Origin of the sequence: Vibrio neonatus, from assembly GCF_024346975.1 — a bacterium.
Lineage (GTDB): Bacteria > Pseudomonadota > Gammaproteobacteria > Enterobacterales > Vibrionaceae > Vibrio > Vibrio neonatus.
In genome coordinates this window covers 229,927-256,426 of the sequence record NZ_AP024886.1, presented here as the reverse complement: position 1 = coordinate 256,426, position 26,500 = coordinate 229,927, and the positions used below count along the sequence as shown (strand labels likewise).

Annotated in this window: 24 protein-coding genes; 9 read left to right on the top strand and 15 right to left on the bottom strand. The window is 42.9% G+C overall.

Annotation, left to right across the window (positions count from 1 at the left end; all coding sequences use genetic code 11):
- Positions 1 to 73 precede the first annotated feature (73 nt).
- Positions 74 to 1,102: an NADP-dependent oxidoreductase gene (locus tag OCU38_RS13880; protein WP_261824804.1), complete on the top strand. Its 1,029-nt coding sequence runs from the start codon at positions 74 to 76 to the stop codon at positions 1,100 to 1,102.
- 89 nt (positions 1,103 to 1,191) lie between these two features.
- Here OCU38_RS13880 and OCU38_RS13875 read toward each other — a convergent pair whose 3' ends face one another.
- The 3 genes from OCU38_RS13875 to kduD all read right to left on the bottom strand — a co-directional run bounded on the left by OCU38_RS13875 (position 1,192) and on the right by kduD (position 3,541).
- The gene (locus OCU38_RS13875) at positions 1,192 to 1,926 is read right to left on the bottom strand and encodes a hypothetical protein (protein ID WP_261824803.1); all 735 of its coding nucleotides are present in this window, start codon (positions 1,924 to 1,926) and stop codon (positions 1,192 to 1,194) included.
- 163 nt (positions 1,927 to 2,089) lie between these two features.
- Complete coding sequence (locus tag OCU38_RS13870; RefSeq protein WP_261824802.1) at positions 2,090 to 2,725, bottom strand: RpiB/LacA/LacB family sugar-phosphate isomerase; 636 nt, start codon at positions 2,723 to 2,725, stop codon at positions 2,090 to 2,092.
- 54 nt (positions 2,726 to 2,779) lie between these two features.
- Positions 2,780 to 3,541, bottom strand: coding sequence for a 2-dehydro-3-deoxy-D-gluconate 5-dehydrogenase KduD (gene kduD / locus OCU38_RS13865; RefSeq protein WP_261824801.1), 762 nt, complete (start codon positions 3,539 to 3,541; stop codon positions 2,780 to 2,782).
- 535 nt (positions 3,542 to 4,076) lie between these two features.
- Here kduD and OCU38_RS13860 point away from each other — a divergent pair.
- The 5 genes from OCU38_RS13860 to OCU38_RS13840 all read left to right on the top strand — a co-directional run bounded on the left by OCU38_RS13860 (position 4,077) and on the right by OCU38_RS13840 (position 9,753).
- Positions 4,077 to 4,607 (top strand): hypothetical protein, encoded by a 531-nt coding sequence (locus tag OCU38_RS13860; RefSeq protein ID WP_261824800.1) that lies wholly within the window; start codon positions 4,077 to 4,079, stop codon positions 4,605 to 4,607.
- 249 nt (positions 4,608 to 4,856) lie between these two features.
- A complete protein-coding gene (locus OCU38_RS13855; protein ID WP_261824799.1) occupies positions 4,857 to 6,101 on the top strand; it encodes an NADH:flavin oxidoreductase/NADH oxidase family protein in 1,245 nt (414 codons plus the stop codon).
- Between the two features lie 377 nt (positions 6,102 to 6,478).
- Positions 6,479 to 7,522: a DUF1254 domain-containing protein gene (locus OCU38_RS13850; RefSeq protein WP_261824798.1), complete on the top strand. Its 1,044-nt coding sequence runs from the start codon at positions 6,479 to 6,481 to the stop codon at positions 7,520 to 7,522.
- Positions 7,523 to 7,874: 352 nt separating this feature from the next.
- A complete protein-coding gene (locus OCU38_RS13845) occupies positions 7,875 to 9,164 on the top strand; it encodes an ATP-binding protein (RefSeq protein ID WP_261824797.1) in 1,290 nt (429 codons plus the stop codon).
- Positions 9,154 to 9,753: a hypothetical protein gene (locus tag OCU38_RS13840; RefSeq protein WP_261824796.1), complete on the top strand. Its 600-nt coding sequence runs from the start codon at positions 9,154 to 9,156 to the stop codon at positions 9,751 to 9,753. The genes OCU38_RS13845 and OCU38_RS13840 overlap by 11 nt, the downstream gene beginning before the upstream one ends.
- A gap of 253 nt (positions 9,754 to 10,006) precedes the next feature.
- On the opposite strand, the gene OCU38_RS13835 is transcribed toward OCU38_RS13840, so the two are convergent.
- The 6 genes from OCU38_RS13835 to OCU38_RS13810 form a co-directional block, all read right to left on the bottom strand.
- Entirely contained in the window at positions 10,007 to 11,467 is a 1,461-nt protein-coding gene (locus OCU38_RS13835) for an alkaline phosphatase (protein ID WP_152820161.1), read from the bottom strand.
- A 196-nt stretch (positions 11,468 to 11,663) separates the two neighbouring features.
- Positions 11,664 to 12,044 (bottom strand): VOC family protein, encoded by a 381-nt coding sequence (locus OCU38_RS13830; RefSeq protein ID WP_261824795.1) that lies wholly within the window; start codon positions 12,042 to 12,044, stop codon positions 11,664 to 11,666.
- Positions 12,045 to 12,121: 77 nt separating this feature from the next.
- Positions 12,122 to 13,018, bottom strand: coding sequence for a heme o synthase (gene cyoE / locus OCU38_RS13825; RefSeq protein WP_261824794.1), 897 nt, complete (start codon positions 13,016 to 13,018; stop codon positions 12,122 to 12,124).
- Positions 13,015 to 14,085, bottom strand: a complete 1,071-nt coding sequence (locus OCU38_RS13820) for a COX15/CtaA family protein (RefSeq protein WP_261824793.1) — start codon at positions 14,083 to 14,085, stop codon at positions 13,015 to 13,017. Before OCU38_RS13820 ends, cyoE begins: the two co-directional genes overlap by 4 nt.
- Before the next feature lie 7 nt (positions 14,086 to 14,092).
- Entirely contained in the window at positions 14,093 to 14,713 is a 621-nt protein-coding gene (locus tag OCU38_RS13815; RefSeq protein ID WP_261824792.1) for a hypothetical protein, read from the bottom strand.
- A 2-nt stretch (positions 14,714 to 14,715) separates the two neighbouring features.
- Positions 14,716 to 15,432: an SURF1 family protein gene (locus tag OCU38_RS13810; protein WP_261824791.1), complete on the bottom strand. Its 717-nt coding sequence runs from the start codon at positions 15,430 to 15,432 to the stop codon at positions 14,716 to 14,718.
- A 64-nt stretch (positions 15,433 to 15,496) separates the two neighbouring features.
- Here OCU38_RS13810 and OCU38_RS13805 point away from each other — a divergent pair, with 64 nt between their 5' ends.
- A complete protein-coding gene (locus OCU38_RS13805; RefSeq protein ID WP_261824790.1) occupies positions 15,497 to 15,718 on the top strand; it encodes a DUF2909 domain-containing protein in 222 nt (73 codons plus the stop codon).
- A 7-nt stretch (positions 15,719 to 15,725) separates the two neighbouring features.
- Here the strand turns inward: OCU38_RS13805 and OCU38_RS13800 are convergent, their stop codons facing one another.
- Genes OCU38_RS13800 through coxB form a run of 4 tightly spaced genes read right to left on the bottom strand, consistent with a single transcriptional unit; the run spans position 15,726 to position 20,032 of the window.
- Positions 15,726 to 16,601 carry a cytochrome c oxidase subunit 3 gene (locus OCU38_RS13800; protein ID WP_021713844.1) on the bottom strand — a complete coding sequence of 292 codons (876 nt, stop codon included), beginning with the start codon at positions 16,599 to 16,601 and terminating at the stop codon, positions 15,726 to 15,728.
- Positions 16,598 to 17,194 (bottom strand): cytochrome c oxidase assembly protein, encoded by a 597-nt coding sequence (locus OCU38_RS13795; RefSeq protein ID WP_261824956.1) that lies wholly within the window; start codon positions 17,192 to 17,194, stop codon positions 16,598 to 16,600. Before OCU38_RS13795 ends, OCU38_RS13800 begins: the two co-directional genes overlap by 4 nt.
- A 37-nt stretch (positions 17,195 to 17,231) precedes the next feature.
- Positions 17,232 to 18,878: a cytochrome c oxidase subunit I gene (ctaD, locus tag OCU38_RS13790; RefSeq protein WP_261824789.1), complete on the bottom strand. Its 1,647-nt coding sequence runs from the start codon at positions 18,876 to 18,878 to the stop codon at positions 17,232 to 17,234.
- Positions 18,878 to 20,032 (bottom strand): cytochrome c oxidase subunit II, encoded by a 1,155-nt coding sequence (coxB, locus tag OCU38_RS13785; RefSeq protein ID WP_449357922.1) that lies wholly within the window; start codon positions 20,030 to 20,032, stop codon positions 18,878 to 18,880. Before coxB ends, ctaD begins: the two co-directional genes overlap by 1 nt.
- Before the next feature lie 374 nt (positions 20,033 to 20,406).
- Between coxB and OCU38_RS13780 the strand changes: the two genes are divergently transcribed.
- Both OCU38_RS13780 and OCU38_RS13775 read left to right on the top strand, forming a co-directional pair.
- Positions 20,407 to 22,008, top strand: a complete 1,602-nt coding sequence (locus OCU38_RS13780) for a mechanosensitive ion channel family protein (RefSeq protein WP_261824787.1) — start codon at positions 20,407 to 20,409, stop codon at positions 22,006 to 22,008.
- 1,061 nt (positions 22,009 to 23,069) lie between these two features.
- The gene (locus OCU38_RS13775; protein WP_261824786.1) at positions 23,070 to 24,455 is read left to right on the top strand and encodes a YjiH family protein; all 1,386 of its coding nucleotides are present in this window, start codon (positions 23,070 to 23,072) and stop codon (positions 24,453 to 24,455) included.
- A gap of 67 nt (positions 24,456 to 24,522) precedes the next feature.
- On the opposite strand, the gene OCU38_RS13770 is transcribed toward OCU38_RS13775, so the two are convergent.
- Both OCU38_RS13770 and OCU38_RS13765 read right to left on the bottom strand, forming a co-directional pair.
- Positions 24,523 to 25,356 carry a methylated-DNA--[protein]-cysteine S-methyltransferase gene (locus OCU38_RS13770; protein ID WP_261824785.1) on the bottom strand — a complete coding sequence of 278 codons (834 nt, stop codon included), beginning with the start codon at positions 25,354 to 25,356 and terminating at the stop codon, positions 24,523 to 24,525.
- Entirely contained in the window at positions 25,346 to 26,245 is a 900-nt protein-coding gene (locus OCU38_RS13765; RefSeq protein ID WP_390625269.1) for a DMT family transporter, read from the bottom strand. Before OCU38_RS13765 ends, OCU38_RS13770 begins: the two co-directional genes overlap by 11 nt.
- Positions 26,246 to 26,500 lie beyond the last annotated feature (255 nt).

Sequence of the window (26,500 nt, the reverse complement as noted above, 5' to 3'; positions counted from 1 at the left end):
CGAGCATCAGTGAAATGGTTTACACTGACTAGACTTAAAAAGAAGGTCAACTCATAAAAGGAACATTAAACCCATGACAGCGACCAACCGCCAACTTGTATTAGCTTCTCGCCCTGTAGGTGCCCCTACTGCTGAAAACTTCCGTTTAGTTACCACCGAATTACCTAAAATCGGTGAGGGCGAAGTGCTACTGCGCAGTGTATATTTATCTCTCGACCCCTACATGCGCGGAAGAATGAGCGATGCTAAATCTTACGCAGATCCCGTTGCCATTGATGATGTCATGGTGGGTGGCACTGTTTGTCAGGTTACGCAGTCAAACAATAGCGAATTTACTGTAGGTGAGTGGGTACTCGCATACACTGGATGGCAGGATTATGGCGTGTCTAACGGTCAAGGGTTAGTAAAACTGGGAGTGAATCCTGAGCACCCTTCATTCGCCCTTGGCGTGATGGGAATGCCCGGCTTTACTGCCTATATGGGGCTATTAGATATTGGTCAGCCTAAAGCGGGAGAAACCGTCGTGGTAGCCGCAGCAACTGGCGCAGTCGGCTCTATGGTCGGGCAAATTGCTAAAATCAAAGGCTGTCACGTGGTAGGTATTGCTGGCGGTGAAGAGAAGTGCCGTTTTGCGGTTGATAAACTCGGCTTTGATGCTTGTATCGACCACAAAGCGGATGATTTTGCCGAGCAACTCACTGACGCCTGTACTCAAGGCATCGACGTGTATTTTGAAAACGTCGGCGGCAAAGTCTTTGACGCCGTTATGCCTTTACTAAATAGCTGTGCGCGCATTCCTTTATGCGGCCTAATCTCACAATACAACGCCACATCTCTGCCGGATGGCCCAGATAGAATGTCCGCACTGATGGGACAACTATTAGTCAAACGCATTAAGATGCAAGGGTTTATCATTTTTGATGACTACGGCCATCGCTACCCTGAATTTGCCCAGCAAATGATGACATGGTTAAGCGAAGGTAAAATCACCTACAAAGAGCATCTAGTCGAAGGGTTAGAAAATGCCCCGCAAGCCTTCATCGGACTACTTGAAGGTAAAAACTTTGGTAAGTTAGTGGTGCAAACGAACCAACCTATCTAATTGCCCTATCTCGGCAATGGTATTGCTTAGCTCAAGGTTAATCACTATGGCTATAACTGGCCTTAACCTTGAGCTAAGAATGAGTGCAATCAGCCACTTTCAAACACATTTTCCAACAAACAAGACTTGAGCGTATGAGTAGTAGGATCTGTTTTATTGGTACTGTCGTTGACGTATTCAATTTCACTCAATAGGCCATCGCCTTTAATAGTGATATTTTTAATCCCCATTCGCTTAAGATCTTCCACAGAGTAATACCAGCCATCGGTTTTTTGCGCCAGTTGACAGCTGTTTTTTATGGTTTGTCCATAGCTAGTAATGTTCTGATCAACGCCAACAGTGTTAAAGAATCGCGTTTCTTTTTCTCGCAATATAGAAATATAATCCATAAATACCGCGCGCGAACTCTTTGGTATGCTGTTAGCCCAAAATTCATCGGATTGCATTGCGCCGCCATGCCAACCTAGCAACGAATTCGCATCAATAGTGACGCTTTTGGCGGCGGGAAGCACATAGTTAGCGCAGGCAGAAAAGCATAACTCTCTCACTTCCACATCCCAGTTTTGTTCTTTGATAAAGAAGCCCAATTCTATGCCCGCAGATATGTCACCACCTTGACTGGTGATGGCTAGCTTTTTCACTTTTGTGTTGCTTTCTCGAACAGCTCGCAATGCTTCAAGCACCGCTTCTCCTGAAATCAGGCCATCATAAACGAGCGTATCACCATCAACGAAAACGGTATGATCAGGGATATAGATAGGAATGCTTTGACAGCCCGCAATAAGAAATATCACGCTGCAAGTTATTGTTTTTGCGCACTTCATGCCACCTTCCTTTATTTTCGTTCAATCCTTCATCTTAAAGACTAGGAAAATCAGGGGCAAAAATAGTATGAAAAAGTTACGATTTGTTCACAATTAAACCAACAAAAAACACATGCACCATAAGCACATGTGTTTTGAAAATCACATAAAGACTGTGTTTGTCTTAGTCGATAAGAGAACGAACATATTGTTCAATGTCTGCATCTTGGCAGTTATTGAAAAAGCACTCTTGGAACTGAGTACTGCCTACGGCTTGTTTTACCAACTGTTGGTCGATAGCACGCAATGACGAAACAACATCCTTACAAACTGCTGATTTTACTTCATTTAAAATCGCCGCATTCGCTTGTTGCGGCGCCACACGTTCAATTGGGTAGCCTTCACCACGAGCACCAGTGAATGCTTTTTCGAAGATATAACGAACATTAAGTTCACCCGCCCAACCAAAGCCTTTAGCAAACGCTAAAGCAATGGCATTGCCGTTATTGATTTGATTAAACAAGAAGGCATCTGAGGGTTCTAAACAGTAGCCACACACAACACCAGGATGCAGGTTGCTTGCCATTAACGCACCTTGACCAGTTCCGCAGCCTGTGACCACAAAGTCTACCGCTTTTGAGTTAAGCAGGATGCTCGCCATAATACCAAGGTGAATGTAAGTGAGGTGATGATCGTTTTCATCAGTCATACCCACATTGAACACATAGTGTCCTAAACCACCAGCCACATTATTGAGCTCGGTTGCCACCATGGCATTTTTTTGAGCTTGGCTATTTTCCATCATCAGTGCGATTTTCATTTGTTACTCCTGCAGTAAACTGCGATAAATTTTTTTACTTATATCATTCTAAACTTAACGAGATAGCCAACCACCATCGACGGCAACAGTATAGCCATTCACATAGTCCGAGGCGGCCGAGGCTAAGAACACACAAGGGCCGGCAATGTCTTCGGGCTTGCCCCAACGACCTGCGGGTATTCGCTCTAATATCTCTTGATTACGCTTTTCATCAGCGCGTAAAGCATCGGTATTGTTGGTCGCCATATAGCCCGGAGCGATAGCATTGACATTAATATTATGGCTGGCCCACTCATTCGCCATAGAACGTGTTAACCCCATCACCGCACTTTTAGATGCGGTATAAGAAGGCACTCGAATGCCACCTTGGAATGAAAGCATAGAAGCGATATTAATAATTTTTCCGCCATCACCTTGAGCCATCATCTGTTTTGCTACCGCTTGAGACAGAAAAAATACCGATTTTAAATTGGTATTTAACACATCATCCCAATCTTGCTCTGAAAACTCGATAGCATCATTGCGGCGGATAATTCCAGCGTTATTCACCAGCACATCAATTCGCCCCAACTCAGTCACAGCGCGATCGATAATAGTGGGAATATCATCGAGCTTAGAAAGATCGGCCTCCACTTCAATAAATTTACGTCCAAGCTGCTCAATACTTTGCTTAGTCTCTAATGAAGTTGAACGATTTACGCCAACCACATCACACCCAGCACTAGCTAAACCAATAGCCATCGCTTGACCTAATCCAGTATTACAGCCTGTCACTATGGCGACTTTGCCTTGCAAACTAAAAGAATCGAGAATCATTTGCTGCCCTCAAGAAGAATATTTTTAGTGGGTGTCTCTTTAATGAGGCTACTATAACAGTTTTTGAAACTGCATTTCAATTATAAATGAAACGTTATTTTATTTTTTGAAGGCAAAGAAAGTGGGCAACCTGTAAAAGCACACACAGAAGAAAAAAGTAATAGCCGAAGAATACAAAGATATTTTTTGCCTGATCAGCGTCTTTGAAACAATGATTTGATGCATAAAACAGAAACAAACGTTTCTGATAGATTAACCTGTACTCCTCTCATAGGAAGCCAAATCAATAATCACAACAAACTTTGTGACATACCCCAACCTACTGATCATCAACATAAAAATTTAATACCACAGACATAAATCACACTCTATTATATTCACCATGTGAATGTAATTTCCTATCGAAGGCGTGAAGGGATTTTGTCGGGGTTAAGCATGTGTTCAATGTCGCCCTCTCTGATCAGCCACATCGCCTATAGACCTCTGCACTACTAACACTCTTACCGATTAAAACAAATCAAAAGGATATCAATGAATGATTAGAAGAAAACGACTGCCTGCACTGTTGTTGACAGCATTAAGTTTAGGTTTGACAAGCACAGCCGCTCAAGCAACGTTTCAGTCTTCGTTAGAGCATGGATTAACGTTCTTCTCTGATGGCACTCAGATATTGAAAAGTGAAAGCAACACTGTGATTAAATTTAATGACGGTAATGTTGCCGATGATGAACAGGCTATTTCTAATTACGTAAACAGCGCTGATAGAGGCGTAATTTCTTCCGTCGTGCGTGATAACGATAACAGTGCCATTGATTTTAACCGTGTGATTATTACAAGACCGATGTTGGGCACTGGAGCGTTAGATAATATTGCAGGGACAGAAGTGACCATCGTTTATAGTAATACTGGCAACGTTCTTGAAACCTATGATAGTGCTGGTGAAGTTAGAAAGTACACGCATATAGATGAAAACACTACCCATGTAGACAGCTCTATATATGGCTACGCTAGAAATAACGAAGAATGGTTAAACAACGTATTTGCTATGGTTAACCCGACAAATTAAGTTGCAAGTCAACGTTATCCATTTCAAATACTGACCTCGTTTTTTATCTGGCTTTCCAAAAGAGTATTGCTCCTTTGTCGTAAATTTTTCGGCGAAGGAGCAAAGCATCCACATGGATTTTTATGCCTCAATCTCAAGCTTTTCTATAACCCAATTGTCAGGGTTTAGGCACTAAATGCTCGGAACTCTAAGCAAAATAACGCATACTGCCACGCATCATACCAAGACAAACTCATTGTTAGAGCAAGCATGAACTCAATCAATCTCAGCAAACCTTTCACCCTTACCAATGGCCAAGTGATTAAAAATCGCTTATTTAAATCAGCGATGAGTGAGCAACTTGGTGACAAGCAGCATAATCCAAAATCTGGCATAGCCAACCTATATCAACGCTGGGCAAAAGGCGGAATTGGTCTATCGATGACAGGTAATGTCATGGTGGATAGAAATGCCCTTGGTGAACCCAAAAATGTGGTTTTAGATGAGCAAAGCGACTTATCACAATTTATTGAATGGGCCAATGCCGGAAAGCAAAATGACTCGCAGATATGGATGCAACTCAACCATCCCGGCAAGCAAATTCCTAAGTTTCTATGTGATCAGCCCGTTGCCCCTTCGGCTATTTCGTTAGGCGGTGGCCTAGAGAAAGGCTTTAATACGCCGCGTGCATTAACTGAAGCCGAAATTTACGAAATCATTGCTAAGTTTACAACCAGCGCCAAACTAGCCAAACAAACAGGTTTCACAGGAGTGCAGATCCACGGTGCTCATGGCTATCTTGTCAGTCAGTTTCTATCGTCACGCCACAATCAACGAGATGACAAATGGGGTGGCTCATTAGAAAACCGACTTCGCTTTGTATTGGAAGTATACCAAGCGATTCGCAAAGAGGTCGGTGATGATTTTCCTGTCGGAATCAAGCTCAATAGCGCTGATTTTATGAAAGGTGGCTTTACCGAAGAAGAGTCGATGCAGGTTGTGCAGGCATTAAGTGCAAACAGCATAGACCTGATTGAGATCTCCGGTGGTACTTATGAAAGCCCGTCAATGATGGGGGCTAAAAATAAAAGCGAGCCTGTAAAAGCCAGCACGATAAAGCGCGAAGCCTATTTTATGGATTATATGGTTAAGGTCAGAAAATTGGTCAGTACACCACTAGTGGTCACAGGCGGTTTTAGAACCGCGCCAGCAATGAACGAAGCCTTAAGTACATCAGCGACGGACTTTATCGGCATTGCGCGCACCATGGCGGTAGACCCCGACTTCCCTAACAAGCTCATCGAAGACTCTAACCATGGAATGCCTTTAACCGTACCAACAACCGGTAAGCCTGCGCTTGATAAAATGGCGATGGTGGGATTGGTATGGTACGAGCACCAAATGTGGCGTATTGCCGATGGCAAAAATACTGACCCCAAATTAAGTGCGCTTAGTGTTGTAGTAAAAACCATTTTCAGCGCGGGATGGCATACCTTCAAAAAACGCAGAGCATAAACCCAGAATTTAGAGAATCAGTGCGACACCTCAAATGACAGAGCTTAAGCAAAGCTCTGTCAATCAAAGATAAAGCCAACCAAAACCCCTCGCCCCTCATATGTAATCCAAGCTAATCCGTGACCTACAAATACACTTGTTTCTTTAGTTAGTGGCATACCCAAAATAGCGTATATCAAACCAATGATATGCATACGAGTTATTATTGATATTAAAAATAGGCATTGGTGCTTGCCCTCAGTACACCATAAACTCATTCGTACTTGCTAAGACAATGATTGCAGTTCATTGATAAGCATAAAATTTGAATCAACTACTATATTGAAAATACCAACAGTGGTTGCATCCTACTTAGAACGAATTGAGGTATTGAATAGATGAAAAAGTTTCTACTAGCACCAATCGCAGTAAGCATCTTAGGCCTGTCAAACATGGCATCTGCTGAAGTAAACATTAGCCGAGACAACTATATTCAAGCAGAAACCTCTAAGTATTTTGCAGTCACTGAAGTCAAAGCAACTGATGGCGTCAACAGTTGGAGACACTTTCGCACTCCGCCGTTAACTGAAGATCAGCCTATCGTGCGAATGAACCGCGACACTATTTACTCGACAGCGGTCATTGATACAGAAAAAGGCGCCACACTGACACTACCTGATTTTGGTGACCGCTTTGTAATGGTGCAATTTACCGATGAAAACCACCAAACCTTTGACATGGTTTACACCAAAGGCAATGAAACCCTAGAAGTGCCAGACTCGACAAAATTCATGTTCGTGGTAGTTCGAGCTTATCTGCCAAATATTCATGACAAACAAGAAATCGCCAAGCTTAACAAGCTACAAGACCAGCTAGTTATCACCGCAGGCTCAAAAGATGACTACCCTATTTATGGTGGCTACGACTTACCTACTCTCGCCGCAAAGCTTGAGCCAGTGAAGAAAGTGATTTTAACGGAGATCGCCGCTGAAGGTGTGGCTGACTCAGAGAAGATGTTTGGTACTGGTGAATACACCACCGCCGAAAAACGCATTCAAGGCGCCGCTTACGGATGGGGCGGAGCAACATTCAAAGACAATATTTACCAATACTCACCAAATTTTGAATCAACCCAATGCCACTCAGTGACATTTGAAGACCCAAAAAACAAAGGCTTTTGGTCATTTACCGTATATAACGAAGATGGCTTCATGTTCAATGATGATGCAAGCGCTAACAGTGGTGTAGCACAACCAAATGCAGACGGCACATACACTGTGTACTTTGGATGTGACGAAGAAAAATACGGCGCGAACAACATTCCGTTGGATGGCTTAAAAGACGGTCAAAAATGGAACGTGCTAGTGCGTCACTATGCACCTACTACTGAGTTTTTGTATAAAGGGATTGATCCGAGTAAGGGTATTAAGCCTGTGAAATAGTGAAGATTGGTTAAATTTGCTGATTAAAAATGCCTTTACTGTTGTCTATGGCTTCCATAAACTAATTACGCTCATTGCTCAGTCTATTCTGATTGTGGAGTGAGCTAATTTCGAATTATGTTATTAAACACAATCTTGTAGTGGCATACCCTCCAATCGAATCAGAAAAAATTTTCAGTGAAAGGCAATGCCATCACCAATCCAACTTAACAGTTAAAGCCACTACAAAGCGTTATAGTCTATGATAAATGAAGTACACGAACATTTTTCACATATGAAGAAGACTCTTCACTTTAGAGTCTTCTTCTAAGTATGTATACTATCAATAGTTATAAGTAATGGGTTATGGTCAATGGAACTATCAATAGAAAATTTTGGTCTTATTGCGCGTGGCACTGTAAAGGTTGAAGGACTTACAGTTATTGCAGGTCAAAATGACTCTGGTAAAAGTACGGTTGGAAAAATATTTTTCTCATTGGTTAAAGCTATCTCTAGATATAAAGAAGATTTACAGGAAGATAAGAACTTAAAACTAAAGACTATCATCAATAAAACCTATTTGACTCTCAGACGACAAGTTAATTTATCTGAACATGAAACCTTAAAAGAATTGTTTCAACCAGATACTTTTTTCCGAGATATCAATCTTAATTTATCATCTATCGAAGATAGAAGAAATTACATAGATTTAGATTCTGAAAGAAAGTTAAAAGAGTCAACAAAGATTTTCATACTTAAGAGTTTAGATTCAATAGATAAAATAATATCAGAACCTACGGATAAAAAAAGTGTTATCAATAAAGCTATTATAAAAGCACTCTACTCCGAATTTAAAGGTGAACTATTCCCTCTTGGAAAAGAAGTAAATGGAGAATCAATAGTATCAATCAAAGACGGTGCATCTAAAGTTCTTGATATTAGATTTGATATTAATGGTGTAAATAATATTTGTTTTTATGATGACTTAGGTTTAGGCTATCAAGATGCTACTTTTGTTGATAGCCCAACAATAATTCAATACCACGACTTAATAGAAATATCTAGAACCGTACTAGACGAAGATACAAGAAGTATTCTTTCTGTACCACTACATATAAAAGATCTTTCAAATAAGTTAAGACGAAGTGTTTTTCATATGAATCTTTTTAATAGTTATCATCGTCTAGATATAAACTTAAGTGATGTATATAAAGGCCAACTACAATATAATGAAGATAAAGCAGATTTTATTCTAGATAGAGGAAGTCATAAAGTATCTTCTTCTAATATTGCTACAGGAATTAAATCCCTTGGTATCTTAGAACTTTTAATATCTAGTGGTTTATGTGGGCAGGAAAGTTTACTTATTTTAGACGAACCTGAAGTCCATTTACATCCAAAATGGCAACTTATTTACGCAAAGATGATTTGCGAACTTGTAAATCAAGGTGCCAATATCATAGTAACAACACATAGCCCATATATGCTTGAAGCACTTTATGGATATTCAAAAAAGGATGATTTAAACTCTCACTTTTATAGAACATTTTCTGGAGATGATGGCATAGAATTTTCTGATGTTTCAAATAATATAGAGCCTGTAATAAATGATTTAGCATCTCCAATTTTTGAACTAAATGAGGAATTAATGAGTGATTTCTAATGAAGAGTTAATTTTTAATAAATTAGTAGAAACTTACCCAACATCTTTAAAAGAAATTACAGAACTCAGCTATAATGATTCTGATGGTAGAAGTTTTATTGAATGTGAAAAATTAGGCTTCGATTTTGATACTGTTAATAACATTAATACTATAGAAGGAAAACAGAAAAAGGAAAGATCTCCTGATGCTGTTTTCTTTAACAAAGATACTCTTTACCTAGTTGAATTTAAAGAGGGAACTCATAAGAAAGAAGACATTAGATTAAAGGTACATGAAGCAGGTTCAACATTATTCTTTTTTTGTCAAGCTTATTTACCAGATCTTAGCCGACAAGAATTCTTTAATCTAAAAATAAAATTTGTATTAATTCATCGGTTTAATCCAAACCGAGGAACAATGTTTACAGCAGCAATGGAACAATCAAGAACATTACACAATCTAAAAAATCTTGATGGTTATATTATTCAACAAAATCGTGTTATGTCTTTCCCTACAACAATATTAAGTTTTTTAAAAAGAATTACTAACGACGATAATCTGAGTATTTCTATCCATGAAAGCGATTCCTCAATAAAAGTATACCCTTAATAACTACTTATGCTTGAAGCAGGGCAAGCGCATGAACGTTTTCACTCAGTCTGAGTTGGTATTTCAAGCAGGTATCATATAACATTTACTCAATTTAACAGTTATTATCTAACTGTTGAAAAGCTAAGTTACTTCACCTGTTCAAATCTTAAACATGTATTCGCTTGCCCTAGTACTGGTTGACAGCTATATCTTAATCAATGTTGGCTGATAATGAGTACCGTTTTAAATAAACAACTTCCCGCCCCTATCTCTACTTCAAATTCACCGCATCAGCAATAACGTGGTAGATGTAGTTCTGCTCTACAACGCCTTGGAATAACCATGCTTGTGGGCCACGGGCGAAGATGGCTACGTCTTCACCTGAGTGCGTTTCTGATTTTAGTTTAATCATGGCTTGCTGGATGTAATCAGGGCTTGCCACTTCTTTTGCAGTTACGTCTGGGCGAGCGCCTTCGATGCCGCCAGGGCCGTTACCGTACATTAGCGTGGTGTATGACTTGCCTGTTAGATCTTTGTTTGGTTTGCCGCCAGACATAGATAGACCAAGGATGTCGTTACCACGTTCCGCGTAGCCGTTCGCTACGAAGCTGTGGGCGTGGTCGGCAGTTACAATGATTAGCGTATCTTTAGGATCGGTTTTTTCGATTGCGGCTTGAACAGCTTTATCAAATGCGATGGTATCTTCTAGTGCACGTGCTGCGTTGCCTGCGTGGTGAGCGTGGTCAATACGTCCGCCTTCAACCATCAACAAGTAGCCGTCTTTGTTTTTTGATAGTACATCTAGCGCTTTGCTGGTCATTTCAGCAATGGAAGGTTCGATGTTTTCTTTTACGCGATCTAATTCCCACTCAAGGTGGTTTGAGTTAAATAAACCCATTACGCGAGATTTGTCATCAAGCTTTTCAAAGCCTGCGCGATCATAAACGTAGTTGGCTTCTGGGTAGCGTTTTTGCCACTCTTCGATTAGGTTTTTACCGTCGCTACGCTTACCTGCAAAGCCTTGCTCATCTTTCATATCTTTGTCGATGAACTCTCTGCGTCCACCAGCGAATACAACTTGGATGCCATCACCGTGGTCAAAATTAACCAGCTGATGTGCAATGTCTGTACAGCCGTTATTTTTGTTGTAGCTTGAGATAGAAGAATCACTTTCCCAGTTACGGTCTGGGCTATGAGCGTAAGCGGCCGCTGGTGTTGCGTGCGTAATACGAGTTGTTGTTACAAAGCCAACTGACAAGCCTTTTTCTGCTGCTGATTGGAAAGCACTTTTTACTTTGTTCTCTTCAACATTGTTACAGAAACCACGTTTAATGCTCTCATTCACACCTAAAACGCCAGAGCTTGTTTTTACACCAGCAACCATAGCGGTTGAAGTACCTGCTGAATCTGGCGTTTGCATGTTGGTGTTGTAAGTTTTAGACAGAGCCATGTGTGGAAGTGCTTCCATACTTAGTTTGTACTCTTCGCCTTTCAAACCTTGTTGCTGTCCCGCATAAATACGAGCCGCTGTGATTGTTCCGACACTCATACCGTCGCCAACAAATAAAATTACATTCTTTGCAGGACCTACAATTGGTTTAACTTTTTTTGCTTGCTCTAATGCTGATTGGCCTTCTTTAAACCATTGGTCAGCTTGCTGAGGCAATTGAGCATAAGCTGATAAAGAAGCGCAACCAGCGATGGTTGCCAAAACTAATCCACTGCGTTTCATTCTTATTTCTCCGTGAGATTGGGATATTTTAGGATTGATTTACGAGTTTTTGAAACAGGGAATAATCTATAGATTGCATATGACAACAAAAGGTTACTGCATGAAATATTTCTTAACTTTTAATGACCAAAAGATGACAAAAGCCCCAGTGGTAGACTCCACTGGGGCTTGAATTTTTTGGCTAATTTCTACTCAACTAAGAGATAAGGTGAGTAGTACAGATTTTATTGCCAGACGGGTCTCTTAAATAAGCCATGTACAGTTGACGCTCTGTGTTTCCGCGAATACCCGGAGGATCTTCACACTCTACACCACCGTTTTTTAAGCCGACTTGATGCCACTTATTCACCAGCTCTGGGCTGGCAGCTCTAAAACCGATGGTTGTGCCATTACCGTGTGTCGCTGCTTCACCATTGATAGGCTTGGTTAAACAAAAAACACCGCTATCTGAGAAATAAAAGCAGCGGCCCTTTTCATCAATAACACCAGCCTCATAGCCTAGCGTTGCCAGAACAGCATCATAAAATGCTTTAGATTCATCCATATTATTGGTGCCGATCATTACATGACTAAACATACACTTCCTTTTTAACGATTGATGATTCAATGTGCAGAAATATGACTCTTTTGTCTAGCAATGAATGACTTGGACATTCACACATAGTGATCCACCAGCAGAGCAATAAATAACAACATTAAGTGATAGATTGAAAACTTAAAGGTTTGCATGGCTTGTTTGGCATCGGCTCTGTATTTGAGCTTCCACGCATGATAAATAAATCCGGCACTCAATATGGTTGAGCTGGCTAGGTAGATTTGTCCGCTCATACCCACTAACACCGGCATAGCGCAGACCAAAGCTAATAAAATGGTATATAACAGAATGCTGGTTTTGGTGTATTCAACGCCATGGGTAACAGGCAACATCGGGATATCGGCTTTGGCATAATCGTCTCTGCGATGAATAGCCAGCGCCCAAAAATGCGGCGGCGTCCAAATAAAGATGATCATAACTAATAGCCAAGCGTTAGCGTGCAGCTCTCCTGTTACCGCCACCCAGCCCAGCAGTGGTGGCATTGCCCCTGCGATGCCTGCAATAACAATATTTTGTGGCGTGGCTCGCTTTAGATATAAGGTGTAGATCAGCGCATAACCTAGCAGACTGGCAAAAGTCAGCACCGCAGTTAGCCCATTGACCCCAACAAATAAAATGGCAAAACCCGCTAAACCTATACTAGTGGCAAACAAAAATACGTTCGCTGAAGAGAGCTCTCCAGAGGGAAGTGGGCGCTTATAAGTACGAGCCATAATCGCATCAATGCGCTGATCAATAAGGTGGTTAAACGCGGCCGCCGAGCCTGCCATCAAGCCAATGCCAAGTAGCCCTAGCAAAGATTGTTGCAGTGGCAATGCTCCCGGCATCGCCAGACACATCCCCACCACAGCGGTTAGCAACATCAGTGCCACGACTTTAGGTTTGGTCAGTTGGTAGTAGCTGTGTAATAGCTGCTTACTGCCCACACGTGTTTGCGAACCGATAAGATGACTCATACCGAATACTCCCTTTTCGAATCATGAGCTTGCGTGCGACTAGATTGCACTTTGACCCACACAAAATGATTGGTGGCGACTAATATCACCAGTAGCAGCGCAGCGCCAAGGTTGTGCATGACTGCGTTGAGCAGCTGCAGATGAAAGACGACATTCGCCACGCCAAGTAATACTTGCACCATTAAGCCTAATGCAATGACTTTCACGTACGCTTTCGCCGCAGGTAAGGCGCTTTTATAAAGCAGTATCATTAATAGTAATAACACTAAGGTAGTGATAAGTGCCCCGATTCTATGGGTCACATGGATGGTCATTCTTGCGCCGTAATCCAATACGCCAAATTCATAATCATCAAAACCGGATTGGATAAAATTAAACGCATTGGCGAAATCGAGATGGCTTTGCCAATCGCCCTGACAGATGGGTAAAGAAGTACACATTAAGGCGGCGTAGTTTGATGAGGTCCAGCCGCCAAGCATGATTTGCAGTATAAGTACCGCGGTGGCAAAGACAGTAAAGCCGCGTAATACACTGAGTGATGATGTAGATAAATAATCGATGTTTGCGGTGCGCTGTTTTTGCATAAAAGAAGCGCTGCGAAGATGGCACATCAGCCATGCCAGTAAGCTAAACAGGGTGAAACCACCAAGTAAATGCAACATGACAATCACTGGCATCAGCTTTAAGGTGACAGTCCACATGCCAAGGGCGGCTTGAGCAATAATGATGGTGCTAAGCACAACGGCAAATGGATGATACGTGACCGAGCTTTTCCATATCAGATAAGACAGAGCAAACACCACAAGCCCGAGTATCCCCGCAAAATAGCGATGTATCATTTCAAGCCACGCTTTACTTGGCTCAACCGCTCTTTGTGGAAACAATTGCTGCGCTTTGGCGATGTCTTCAGCTTGCATTGGCACGCCGATTTGCCCATAACATCCGGGCCAATCGGGGCAGCCTAAGCCTGCATCGGCCAATCGGGTGTAGGCGCCAAGCGCTATCACCACTAGAGTCATAAACAGCGCGACCCAAGTTAATCGTTGTAATGAGATGCTTCCTTGCATAACAAAATTACCCCACTCTAGATAACTTTAAGATTTTCCGAACATCTGAGATAAGCCCTTTGTTTTGCGACACTTGCTGGTCTGCCCCAATATTGGAATAACGCATCACCCACTGCCCTAAAGGATCGATAAGCACATAATCTTGCGCATGCACCGGAGCATTTTTCTGGTCAATAAGTAAGGTTGGTCGCTCTTGCCTATTTTGTGCAAGCCACGTTTGATCTGAGGTCGACGTAGTGTAAAGAGAGACCACCACTCGTTCGCTATAAGCGCCAAGGGCGATGTAACTTTGATTCAGTAAATGCCATCTTTGATTACATGCGTCATCACACGTATCTGGCACGATAAACACCAACTGCCAACGCTCAGAAACAGGGTTAACTAAATTTGCCGATTCAAACGTAAACCTTGGCTCTATTAATACGCCTTTATTGGTTACGCCAGATTGATACCAGCCTTGATGCAAAATCAAATGCGCGGCAATAACCGGCACGGCAAAAATCAGAATCAAAGCCAGCAGTTTTGCGCGACCTTGTTTTTGCCGAGCCTTATTCTGCTTATCTTTATTCTGCTTAGTCTTATTCTGCTTGGCTTTTCCCTTTTGCGAACAAAGTGCTTGGCTTTGCATAGTCATTCCTTAACTTTTCTCTTTCTTAACACAAATAAAATCACCAGTAACGCGTACACTCCAGCCATGCCAAACCACTGAAATGCATAGCCAAAGTGTTTCTGAGAGGTCATTGGATACGGTGACCACAGCATAGGCAAATCACTATTGGCAATAACCTCAGGCTGAAACACAAACGGTAACAGTGGCGCATCAAGCGCAATCGCAAGCTCTCTTAAATTTAAGTTTTGAATGCGCATTCCCGCTGGCATATTTTCTAGCATGACGTCGGAGCTTAAAGGGTTGGTGCTTTTTTGATATACCTTGCCCGTAAAGCGTTGCGCCTGCCCAATGGGTGCCACTTTAGGAAGCTCATCTCGGGTCATGGATGCCACCACAAAACCGAGTTCCACCAGTAATAGATATTTTTCTCGTTGCAGAAATACCGCCATAGGTTGCAACACTCGATAGCCAACCTTGGAATCATGGGTCACGTTATCTAAATACACCAAAGGTAACGCCTGCGGTTTTACGTCTATTTGTAATGGAAAACCGGTTACATTGAGTCCGGCGTCCATAGCCGATAACTGCTCTACGCTAAGAGGCGACATTTGCTGTCTATCCAACAACTGCTGTTCTAGCTGTTGCTTTTCTTCGCCTCTGGATAATTGCCAGAAACCCAATTTGACCAATGCTACAAACACAACCACAGTTAATACTGACGCGGTTAACCAAAACACTTTGCACGCTACCTTGTTAGAGACCGCGCTTTTAAGACTCAAAGACGAAGGCTTAGGAGATTGAATGTCACCACTGCTTTTCAAATCCATCATCATCCTGTTGTTGCTGTTTATTATCTTCAACTTGGTTCTCGCAATGGTGCGTATGGTGCGAGAAAACGCTGATTCAAAAGTGCCAATGAGCCACTATTTAGGGCGCCGCGTCGCGTTATCTGCGGTAGTGATCATCTTTCTTATCCTTGCCCTAAAAATGGGCTGGGTTATGCCTAATCCAAGGCCGTATTAGTGCACGGCTAAAGCACGTACACAAAGACAAATAAACACAGCCACACCACATCCACAAAGTGCCAATACCAACTGCCTGCTTGAAACCCAAAATGATCTTTGGCGGTAAAATGGTCTTTGCTGATCCTAAATAAAAGCACAATCAGAAAAACCGTACCGATAAACACATGCATGCCGTGAAAGCCGGTCAGCAAGAAGAAGGTGTTGCCGTAAATTCCAGATTGCAGAGTCAGCCCCATATCTTGATAGGCGTGGATGTACTCTTCTGCTTGGAAGAATAAAAAGAACCCTGCCAACACTATGGTGAGCTCTAGCCATACCACCAGCGCCATGCGCTTATTTTGTTCAAGGCTGACATGCGCCATGTGCAAAGTGACCGAAGAGAGTAATAAGATGATGGTGTTTTTTAATGGCAATCCTTGCCAACCCATCGCTTGAGTGGTGTCTCCGGCAGGTGTTGTGGTTAAGGGCCAAATCGCCTCAAAGGTGGGCCACAATACTTCGTGAGTCATCGCGTTATTATCGGCGCCGCCAAGCCAAGGCACGGATAACATTCGAGCGTAGAATAGCGCGCCAAAGAAAGCGCCAAAGAACATCACTTCCGAGAAGATAAACCAGCTCATGCCTTGGCGAAAAGAGCGAGTGATTTGCGCGCTGTAATAGCCCGATAACGACTCTTGCACTACATTGGTAAACCAACCCGCCAATACCACCAAAAGAGCAATAGAACCTAAAGCCAACAGCCAAGGACCCAACAAACCTCCATCGTGCATGCTCTGTACGGTTAGCCCCGCTCCCACGGCAATAAAAAACAGAGCAAATGCTGCCACAAGTGGCCATTGGCTTTGTGCTGGAACGTAATAAGCTTGGTGCTTGTCACTCATAACGCATCTCCTTGCGTGTCATATGACGACGTCAGTTGCCCCGATACAGCAGAGGACGCGAGTTTAGGATCATCAACGCTGTCACTGATGTCGTATAAGGTATAAGACAAAGTCAGCGTATGGATTGAATTGGGCAGTTCATGTTCTACATAAAAAATTAAAGGCAGTTCCGCTTGTTGCTGAGCATTGAGTGGTTGCTGATTAAAACAAAAACACTCAATTTTATTAAAATGGGTCGCGCCTAAACCGGGGCTGACTGACGGCACAGCTTGCGCCACTAGCGCCAGTTGCGATTGATTCTTCGCAATGTACGCGGTGCGAATAATTTCACCCGGATGCACGTGCATCACTTTTTTCTGCGGCTCAAACGCAATGGGCAACCCCGGAGGAATGTGCGATACAAACTCCACCTTGATCGTGCGCGATTCATCCACTTGCATCGTGCTCGGTTGCTCGGCAGCCACGGTTGAAGTCTTGCCGTTGATACCCAGTTGTTCACACAAAATGTCGTACAGCGGCACTAACGCAAAGCCAAAACCAAACATACCTAACGTAGCTGCGCACAGTATTAATGTGAGCTTTTTATTCGACATGCGTTGCTTGGTTGAGGCTTCCTTAGACATAAGCGAATCAGTCCACTTTCGGCGGCGTAGAGAAGGTGTGGTGTGGCGCAGGGCTTGGCACGCTCCACTCCAAACCTTCGGCTCGCTCCCAAGGTTTGGCAGGCGCTTTTTCGCCGCCTCGTACACATTTAATCACTACCCACAAGAAAAGCAGTTGTGATAAGCCAAAGGCAAACCCGCCGATTGACACTATCTGATTCACATCGGCAAATTGAATCGCGTAATCAGGAATACGCCTTGGCATACCCGCCAACCCCAAGAAATGCATCGGGAAAAACAAGATATTGACCGATACTACTGATGTCCAAAAATGCCATAAACTGAGGCGCTGGTTGTACATATTGCCGGTCCATTTTGGCAACCAATAATACGCCGCCGCCATAATCGAGAATACCGCCCCTGAAACCAGTACATAGTGGAAATGCGCCACTACAAAATAGGTGTCATGGTACTGAAAATCCGCAGGCACAATTGCCAGCATCAACCCAGAAAAACCGCCGATGGTAAACAGCACAATAAAGGCTATCGAAAATAGCATTGGGGTTTCAAAAGTGAGTGCGCCGCGCCACATGGTCGCCACCCAGTTAAACACTTTTACCCCGGTTGGCACCGCAATCAGCATGGTGCAGTACATAAAGAACAGCTCTGCAAACACCGGCATACCTGTGGTAAACATATGGTGCGCCCATACCAAAAATGACAGCAAAGCGATGGAACAAGTGGCGTACACCATAGAGTGATAACCAAACAGCTTTTTACCGCTAAACGCCGGCACGATTGCTGAGATAATGCCAAACGAAGGCAAAATCATGATGTACACCTCTGGGTGGCCGAAGAACCAGAAAATATGCTGGAACATCACCGGATCGCCACCACCGGCGGCATCAAAAAAGCTCGTGCCAAAGTATTTATCGGTCAGCACCATAGTCACCGCGCCCGCTAACACAGGCATCACCGCAATGAGCAAAAAGGCCGTAATTAGCCAAGTCCACACAAACAGCGGCATTTTCATCAATTTCATGCCCGGAGCACGCATATTGAAAATGGTCACGATCACGTTGATCGCCCCCATAATTGAGCTGATCCCCATGATATGCACCGAAAATACAAATAGTGCAGTACTGTCAGGGCCATAAGTGGTGGAAAGCGGCGCGTAAAAAGTCCAACCAAAATCAGGGCCGCCGCCGGGCATAAACAATGAGCTTAATAAAATTAAAAACGCGAAAGGCAAAATCCAGAAGCTGAGGTTATTCATACGTGGCAATGCCATATCAGGCGCACCGATCATCATCGGGATCATCCAGTTTGCAAGCCCAGTAAAGGCTGGCATAACCGCACCAAATACCATTACTAGCCCATGCACTGTGGTCATTTGATTAAAAAACTGCGGATCAACCAGTTGCAATCCCGGCTGGAATAGCTCGGCGCGAATGATCATTGCCATTGCGCCACCAGTAAAAAACATGATCAAGCTAAACCACAAATAAAGCGTACCTATATCTTTATGGTTAGTAGAATAGATCCAGCGAGCTAACCCTTTGGCTGGGCCGTGATGATCATGATCTGTGGTATCGGCCGTTGTACCTGCGCTAACGCTTTGCAATTCATCACTAGCAGTGCTCTTGTATGTAGAGGCTTTGTCGTACTCTTTCATCACTCACCCTCCACCTTAGTTTGTGTATTTATTAGCGTTGCTACATCGGACGCTTGTACAAGATCGCCAGTGTTGTTGTCCCACGCATTGCGCTCGTAAGTCACCACAGCGGCAATTTCTTCGGCAGTGAGTTGAGTGCCAAAGGCTTGCATAGCCGTGCCACTCACCCCATTGACGATAATGTCGATATGTCCATTTACGTCACCCAGTACCACACTGCTGCCTTTCATTGCGGGGAACACATTGGCTACACCTAAACCGTTGCTTTGATGACATACCGCACAGCGCCCTTCGTATACCTCTTTTCCGAGTGTCATCAGCTCATCCATACTCAAGGTTTTTTGTAATGCTTGTTGTTGCTGACGTTTTTGCTCTGCTAACTGCTGCTCTTTATCGGCAATCCAAGCGTCAAATTCATCAGCCTCTACCGCCTTCACCACAATCGGCATAAAGCCATGGTTACGTCCGCACAATTCAGCACATTGACCGCGATAAATGCCCGGCTTATCAATTTTGGTCCACGCTTCGTTAATAAACCCCGGAATCGTGTCTTTCTTAACTGCAAAATCGGGCACCCACCATGAGTGAATCACATCATCAGAGGTCATTAAAAAGCGGATTTTTTTACCTATAGGCAGTACCAAAGCGTTATCCACTTCCAGTAGGTAGTGTTCGCCTTTTTTATCAGTACCTTCGATTTGTTCATTGCTGGTAGAAAGGTAACTAAAAAACTCCACATCATGCTCAAAGTAACTGTAATGCCACTTCCATTGCGAACCGGTAATTTTAACGGTCAGCTCTGACTCGCTGGTGTCTTCCATTTCAATCAAGGTTTTGGTGGCAGGAATGGCCATACCGATGAGAATTAAGATGGGTATCACGGTCCAAATAATTTCCACTTTCGTACTTTCGTGAAAATTGGCCGCAACTGCACCTTTTGATTTTCGATGCTTAATGATGGAGTAAAACATCACCCCAAAAACCACCACCGCAATCGCGACACAGATATAGAAAATAAGCATGTGTAAGTGGAACACTTTACCGCTTATTTCCGTGACGCCTTGAGTCATGTTGAAAGATGATGAGACCGTTGCAGAAGATTCAGAAGCTTGGGCCGTTTTGGCAAAAACAGATGCCAACAAAAACAATGGCATACCCACAACACTGTAAGCGCGCAGTTTTAGGTTGCTGATGATTTGCTTAAATGATCGCCTTATTGTGTGGTCATGCATTAGCGTATCACCCTCCTGGTGAACTAATTCATTTGCCTCAATGCATATCTGAACGGCCATCATCAGGTATGCGCACCCTAAAAACCCCCACATGCTCTATCGATTATCTAAGTAACCTATCGAGACCACCATGTTACATTTATGTTAATAAATGCTAGTTTAGATTAAATAACAATCAAGCAATCAGTGAAATTACATTTCAACATCAGCAAAGTACACGGTTGTTAACTATACTGATTTGGATATTGATAAATCTGTAACCCTATATTTTTAAACCACTTTTAAGAGACCTCCACATGAGTAAAGGATTACTGCTACTGATACTGCTGTGTAACGTCTTTGCCGGTGTCGCCACCGCCGCTGAGACTAACCACCTGTTGAAACAACAAGATAAATTTTCACAACAGATCGATAAAATTGAAAACTCAACTGGCGAACAAGCCCTATTTCTAGAAGATGTATTACGCCGAAAAAATGGCGTTTTGCGAGATGAAATCGCCAACTTAGTGGTTCAATCTCCAGAGTCAGACGTATTAAAAACTTTGATCCCAGCACAAGCTGCCATGCTACAAGCCTTAATTGTTCACGCCGATGGACAAGCTCAAGAATTGTTTAAGCAAGCAAGAGATGCCAATGAAGCTGACAAAGCCGAATATCAATTTTTAGCTCAACAGCGTGTGGGCAGTGTTGATATTTATTACACCGAACTTGCCACCACTTTCGACTGGGCAGAAAAGCTCAATATCAAATTGGATGCAACGAGCTTTAAGCAAGACTTACAAAAGCGCAGTGAAATTTTATACGACATTGTTATTTATCTAGATAGTCGCAAAAAAGCGCTCGATCAACGAAAGCTATATACCACCGAAGAAGATAAACCTGCACTGGAAAAGCAAATCGTTGCCTTAGCACAACTGCAACGCTATCTGCTTTCTAGCATGAACAACACCGTGGCTCTTATGTCCGATTTTGGGCTAGATGTGACGGAATATAAACAAACCCTATTTGCCATGACTGGAGATATCAATGCTGATATTTTGGATGTGAATGTGGCGCTAGGTTTATTTCAAGAATGGTTAGATTCTTTTAAAGATTGGGCATTTGATAACTCACCGTCCATATTGGTGAAGCTACTGGTGTTCTTGGGCATACTTTGGGCTACGCATATTCTGTCTAAACTGGTCGCTAAACTGGTGAAAAAGAGCGTTTCACACTCGAAAATGGATTTTAGTGTGTTAATGCAAGATTTCTTCATTTCCATTGTGTCCAAAGCGGTGACCTTTATTGGTCTGCTTATCGCCCTATCGCAAATCGGCATTAACTTAGGCCCACTACTAACAGGCTTTGGGGTAGCGGGTGTCATTATCGGTTTTGCCTTGCAAGATACACTGTCTAATTTTGCTTCTGGTTTGATGATTCTGATCTATCGTCCTTTTGATGTAAAAGACTTAGTGCAAGTGGCGGGGATACAAGGAACAGTCAGTCACATGAGCTTGGTTTCGACCACAGTACGAACCTTAGATAACCAAACTTTAGTTATTCCAAACAATAAAATCTGGGGCGATGTCATTAATAACATGACCTCAGAACGCGTGCGCCGCGTGGATATGGTGTTTGGTATTGGTTACGCTGATGACTTTGATTTTGCTATCGAAATTTCTAAAAAAGTGCTGCAGAACCACGACAAAGTACTTAAACACCCAGAACTGAATGTACGTGTTCATACATTAAATGAATCGTCGGTTGATCTAATTGTGCGCCCTTGGGTAAAAACGGATGATTACTGGGATGTGTATTGGGATGTCACCGAAGAGATAAAACGTCAATTTGACGCGAATGGCATTACCATTCCTTTCCCACAACGAGACGTACATATCTATAAAACGGATCAAGCGTAACTAGCAATACATCGATGTGACAAAGCAAAATGGTGAGGATTTAATCTTCACCATTTTTATTTTCTAAAATATTTATACCAATCGTACTAAATAACTGGTCATTCTAGCTTGTTAAAAAACAGCAAAAAATACAAAAGAAAAACCCCGAGAGCTTTCGCTCGTCGGGGTTGTGACCTTACTTGCAGCAATCCAGCTACTAAAAGTGCTCCATGCATCTATTCCATGATAAGTATGCTTATCCTAAGCTTAATCCTTTCACGCCTTCCTAGCGGTGTCCAAAGCCCCATCCTGGCAGACCAATATCCTTACTGGTATTACTCACTTGTTCCTTGAGCGGTGTCCCTTACATCATCCTGATGTTTGTCCTTCCTCTATCCTAGAGGTGTCCATTGCTGTCCTTTGCAAGCTACCATCCTAGTAACTTCTGTGTCCGTACAATGTCCTAAATCCTTTTCAACAACCTTCCTAGCTGTTGCTCTTCATCCTGAAGATTCCTTAATGTCTGCTCCTTGCCGACAACTAAAGTTTCGCTCTTTTTCGCCTTGCCCACAATAGACATAGGACTTTGTTAACCTGCTCATTTTATTACCATTAGAACCAAAGTCTTATATTTCAATAACTTAAACAAGTTGAGTGTCTTTTTCTGGTTAATATAGTCTCATTATCTCACGCATTTGTGAGAGATCTCTTACAAGCAAAGTAGTCATTTGCGAGATAAATGCCTAAATATACATTTCTGATAACTCGCTTTAATGCCTTATCTGGGCTAATTTCCCGTGCTATTAAGGTATTTTCTTTCGTAAGATGGTGGCTAAATTGACCGTAACTTGCACCTTAATGAGCCACAACTCGGTTTTCTTCATCAAAGTTGCACATTTTTTACATCAATACAAAATCTCGTATATGTCGCAAAAACCAGAAACTTCGACATGAATAAATACATATTACCACTGAATAGTATTGCTATTTACCTACCCAATACCGTATCCTCCCAATGCTAACCATGCAAAAAGTAAATCTAAGATTCCACACCAATAACAGTACCCAGCGTGAGCCCCATAATGCAGCCAAATAACGATACTCAATCGATACACAATAGTGATAACCCGCCTCAAAAAGGCAACTTCTGGATGTTTTTCATCCCCTCAATTATCGGGTTATTTTTATTTATGGCTCCCATCAGCCACGATGGAAACCTAACCATACCGGTTGCGGTACTCGCTAAAACTCTGCAATCAGGGTTAGAGGATCATTTAATTGGCATTATCACGCTTATCATCGCCAGCATGGCCGTTGCTTCTTTGCTGTGCGCCATAAAAACGCCGCGCTTTATTGCCGGAAATAGTTTTCTGCAGGGGTTGTTTAAACCTTCTCCTTTATGGCTAACCGTGAGAGTGATTGGTGGCCTAGCCGTGACTATGACTTATTTCCAAATGGGCCCAGAAGCTATTTGGGAAGAAAATACTGGCGGATTAGTTTTAGATGGATTGCTGCCAACGCTGTTTTCTGTGTTCATTTTTGCTGGATTATTGCTGCCATTGCTACTTAACTTTGGCTTGCTTGAGCTGTTTGGCACGCTACTGAGTAAAATCATGCGTCCTCTTTTCAATCTGCCAGGTCGCTCCGCCATTGACTGTATGGCCTCATGGCTCGGAGATGGCAGTGTCGGTATTTTGCTGACTAGCAAACAATACGAAAAGAAATTCTACACCCAGCGAGAAGCTGCGGTAGTCGGTACTACCTTCTCTGCGGTTTCTATTACTTTTAGCTTAGTGGTTATCGCGCAAGTGGAACTAGAACACCTGTTCTTGCCTTTTTACGGCGCAGTCTGTTTAGCTGGCCTAGTTGCCGCGGTGATTATCCCTCGTTTACCGCCACTGAGTCGCAAAAAAGACCTTTTCATTGATGGCACAGCGCCAGATCATGATGCAAACGCGATCCCAAGTGGTCATAGCACGTTTTCTTGGGGTCTGGATTTAGCGCTTTATAAAGCAGGTCAAGTGACCTCAATTAGCAAAGTTGCCAAAGAAGGCGTGAAAAACGCAGTGGATATGGTATTTGGCGTATTACCTGTGGTGATGGGGCTTGGCACAATCGCATTAGTTATCGCCGAATACACCGCAATATTTGCAATTTTGGGTAAACCATTTGTGCCTTATTTGGAGCTTTTGGCTATCCCTGAAGCGGCGGCGGCGTCTCAAACTATCGTGGTTGGTTTTGCGGATATGTTTATCCCTGCCATTCTTGCTGCTTCTATCGATAGTGAATTGACCCGCTTTGTGATTGCCGCTATGTCAGTGACACAGCTCATTTATATGTCTGAGGTAGGCGCACTGCTACTGGGCAGTAAAATCCCAGTCAATATTGGCGAGCTATTTATCATCTTTATTTTACGTACTTTAATTACCTTGCCCGTAATTGCAGGTGTTGCGCATCTGATTTTTTAAATACTTTCATTATAAAAAACGCCCGCATATCGCAAGATATACGGGCGTTTTGCTTTTTTCTACGAGATTAATTATTAGCATCCATACGAGCTGCTTCCCAGCCTTGTATCGCCACTTTTCTATCGCTGCCCCAACGAAATTGTCCTACATCACCATCACCACGGATAACGCGGTGGCAAGGAATTAAAAAACCTATGCTATTTGAGGCGACCGCACTACCCACCGCTCTGGATGCTTTAGGCGAACCAATTTTTTGCGCCACTTGAGCGTAGGAAAGTAGCTGTCCTGATTGACTATTTACCAGCGCCTCCCACACTTTCACCTGAAAATTGGTTCCTTTTACAATCAAGTGAATTTTATTGCCTGAGCCTGAGAATACCGACTCCGATATTGGCTGAGCATCACTTTGATGAAAACTTGCGAGTGGCCATTGCTGCTGCAAAATGGCGACGGTTTGGGATACACCTTGCTCAACAAATTGTAAAAAGCAGATACCCCTTTCTGTCCAGCCGATTACCGCTGAGCCAAATGGCGTTATTGCGCAGCCATATTTAATCACCAATTCCGCGCCTAGATTTTTTGCTTCACCTGGCGTCATCGCTTCACAGGAAACTAATAGATCGTGCAATCGCCCCGTGCCAGACAAACCTACGTTATCCGCCACTTCTAATAATGTATCTGAGGTTTTTAGCACTTGTAATGCACGCTGCTTGGTCATTGATTGCATAAATCGTTTCGGCGAAATACCTGCCCACTCAGTAAATACACGTTGCAGATGAAATTCACTTAAATGAACGTGTTCAGCGATTTCCGACAAACTCGGCTGACGCTGTAAATGCTGCCTGATATAGACAATGGCCTTTTCTACAGTGTCGTAGTGTCGCTGCTGACTAATGTTCATGTTGTTCCTTTCGCTGTAAATTCAGCATATTTTTGACTGAAAATCCGGTGACTAACATAGTGCCAACAATAACAAAGAGTGCGCCAAAAGCGGTGTTCCATCCCACGCTTTCGTTCAAAAATAAGTATCCCCAAAGAATGCCAAAGAGAGGAATCAGAAACGTCACCGACAATGCCGATGGCGGCCCTACATCTTCAATCAATCGAAAATACAGTAAATAGGCCAACCCTGTACACACAACCCCAAGCAATATCACTGAAATCGATATTTGAAAATCGGGCATTTCGCGAATGGGCATAAAGGGCAACAAAGGCAATATAATCAAGCACGCCGCCCACATACTGCCATGTGCATTATCAAACGACGATATTTTGGGCGCATTCTTCGCATAGTTGCTGGCAATCCCATAACAACATGCCGCCATCACTCCAGCCAACATTGCGCTCATCGAGCCTTGTGCCAAGTGACTGTTATCAAAGCCCACTAAGATAAACACGCCAATCACACCGCTGAGTAAACCAATAACAATCTTAAAAGTTGGCACACTACGTGACCATACAATGGCAATTGCCGCGCCCCAAATTGCCGCTGTTGAATTAAGAATAGACAGTATCGAAGCCGGTAAAGTTTGCGCCGCGTAAGCAAACAAAAGGAAAGGCAGCGCCGTATTAAAAAATCCAATAATAAAGAAATGTTTTTTGTGCGATGAAAAATCGATGCTTTTCTTCATATAGACCGCCACCAGCAACAAACTGATGGCTGCAAAAAATACCCGCGCCTCCATTAAATAAGCCGGTCCCAAAGCATTGGCGGAGATCCGCATAAATAGAAATGAACCTCCCCATATCGCCGCTAGGCATATCAGTCGTAACATACTTGGGATAGTCAAAATAAGTCGCCTTTCGATAGTGTTCGGATAAAAAAATAAGTAACGCAAAACCAATAGGAATGATGTATTACGATGCAGTGAGTGTGCGTTCAAATCTAACGATACTCAACCCGATTCTTGCTCAGTTTGCTCCTCGCTATCGAATACGACATTTCATCTAGGTAAGCATCTTATGCAACAAAATGTAGACATAAAATCAACAAACGTGACGAGAGTCCTAGTTATAAACAATTGATTTACAGTTTTCACATATAA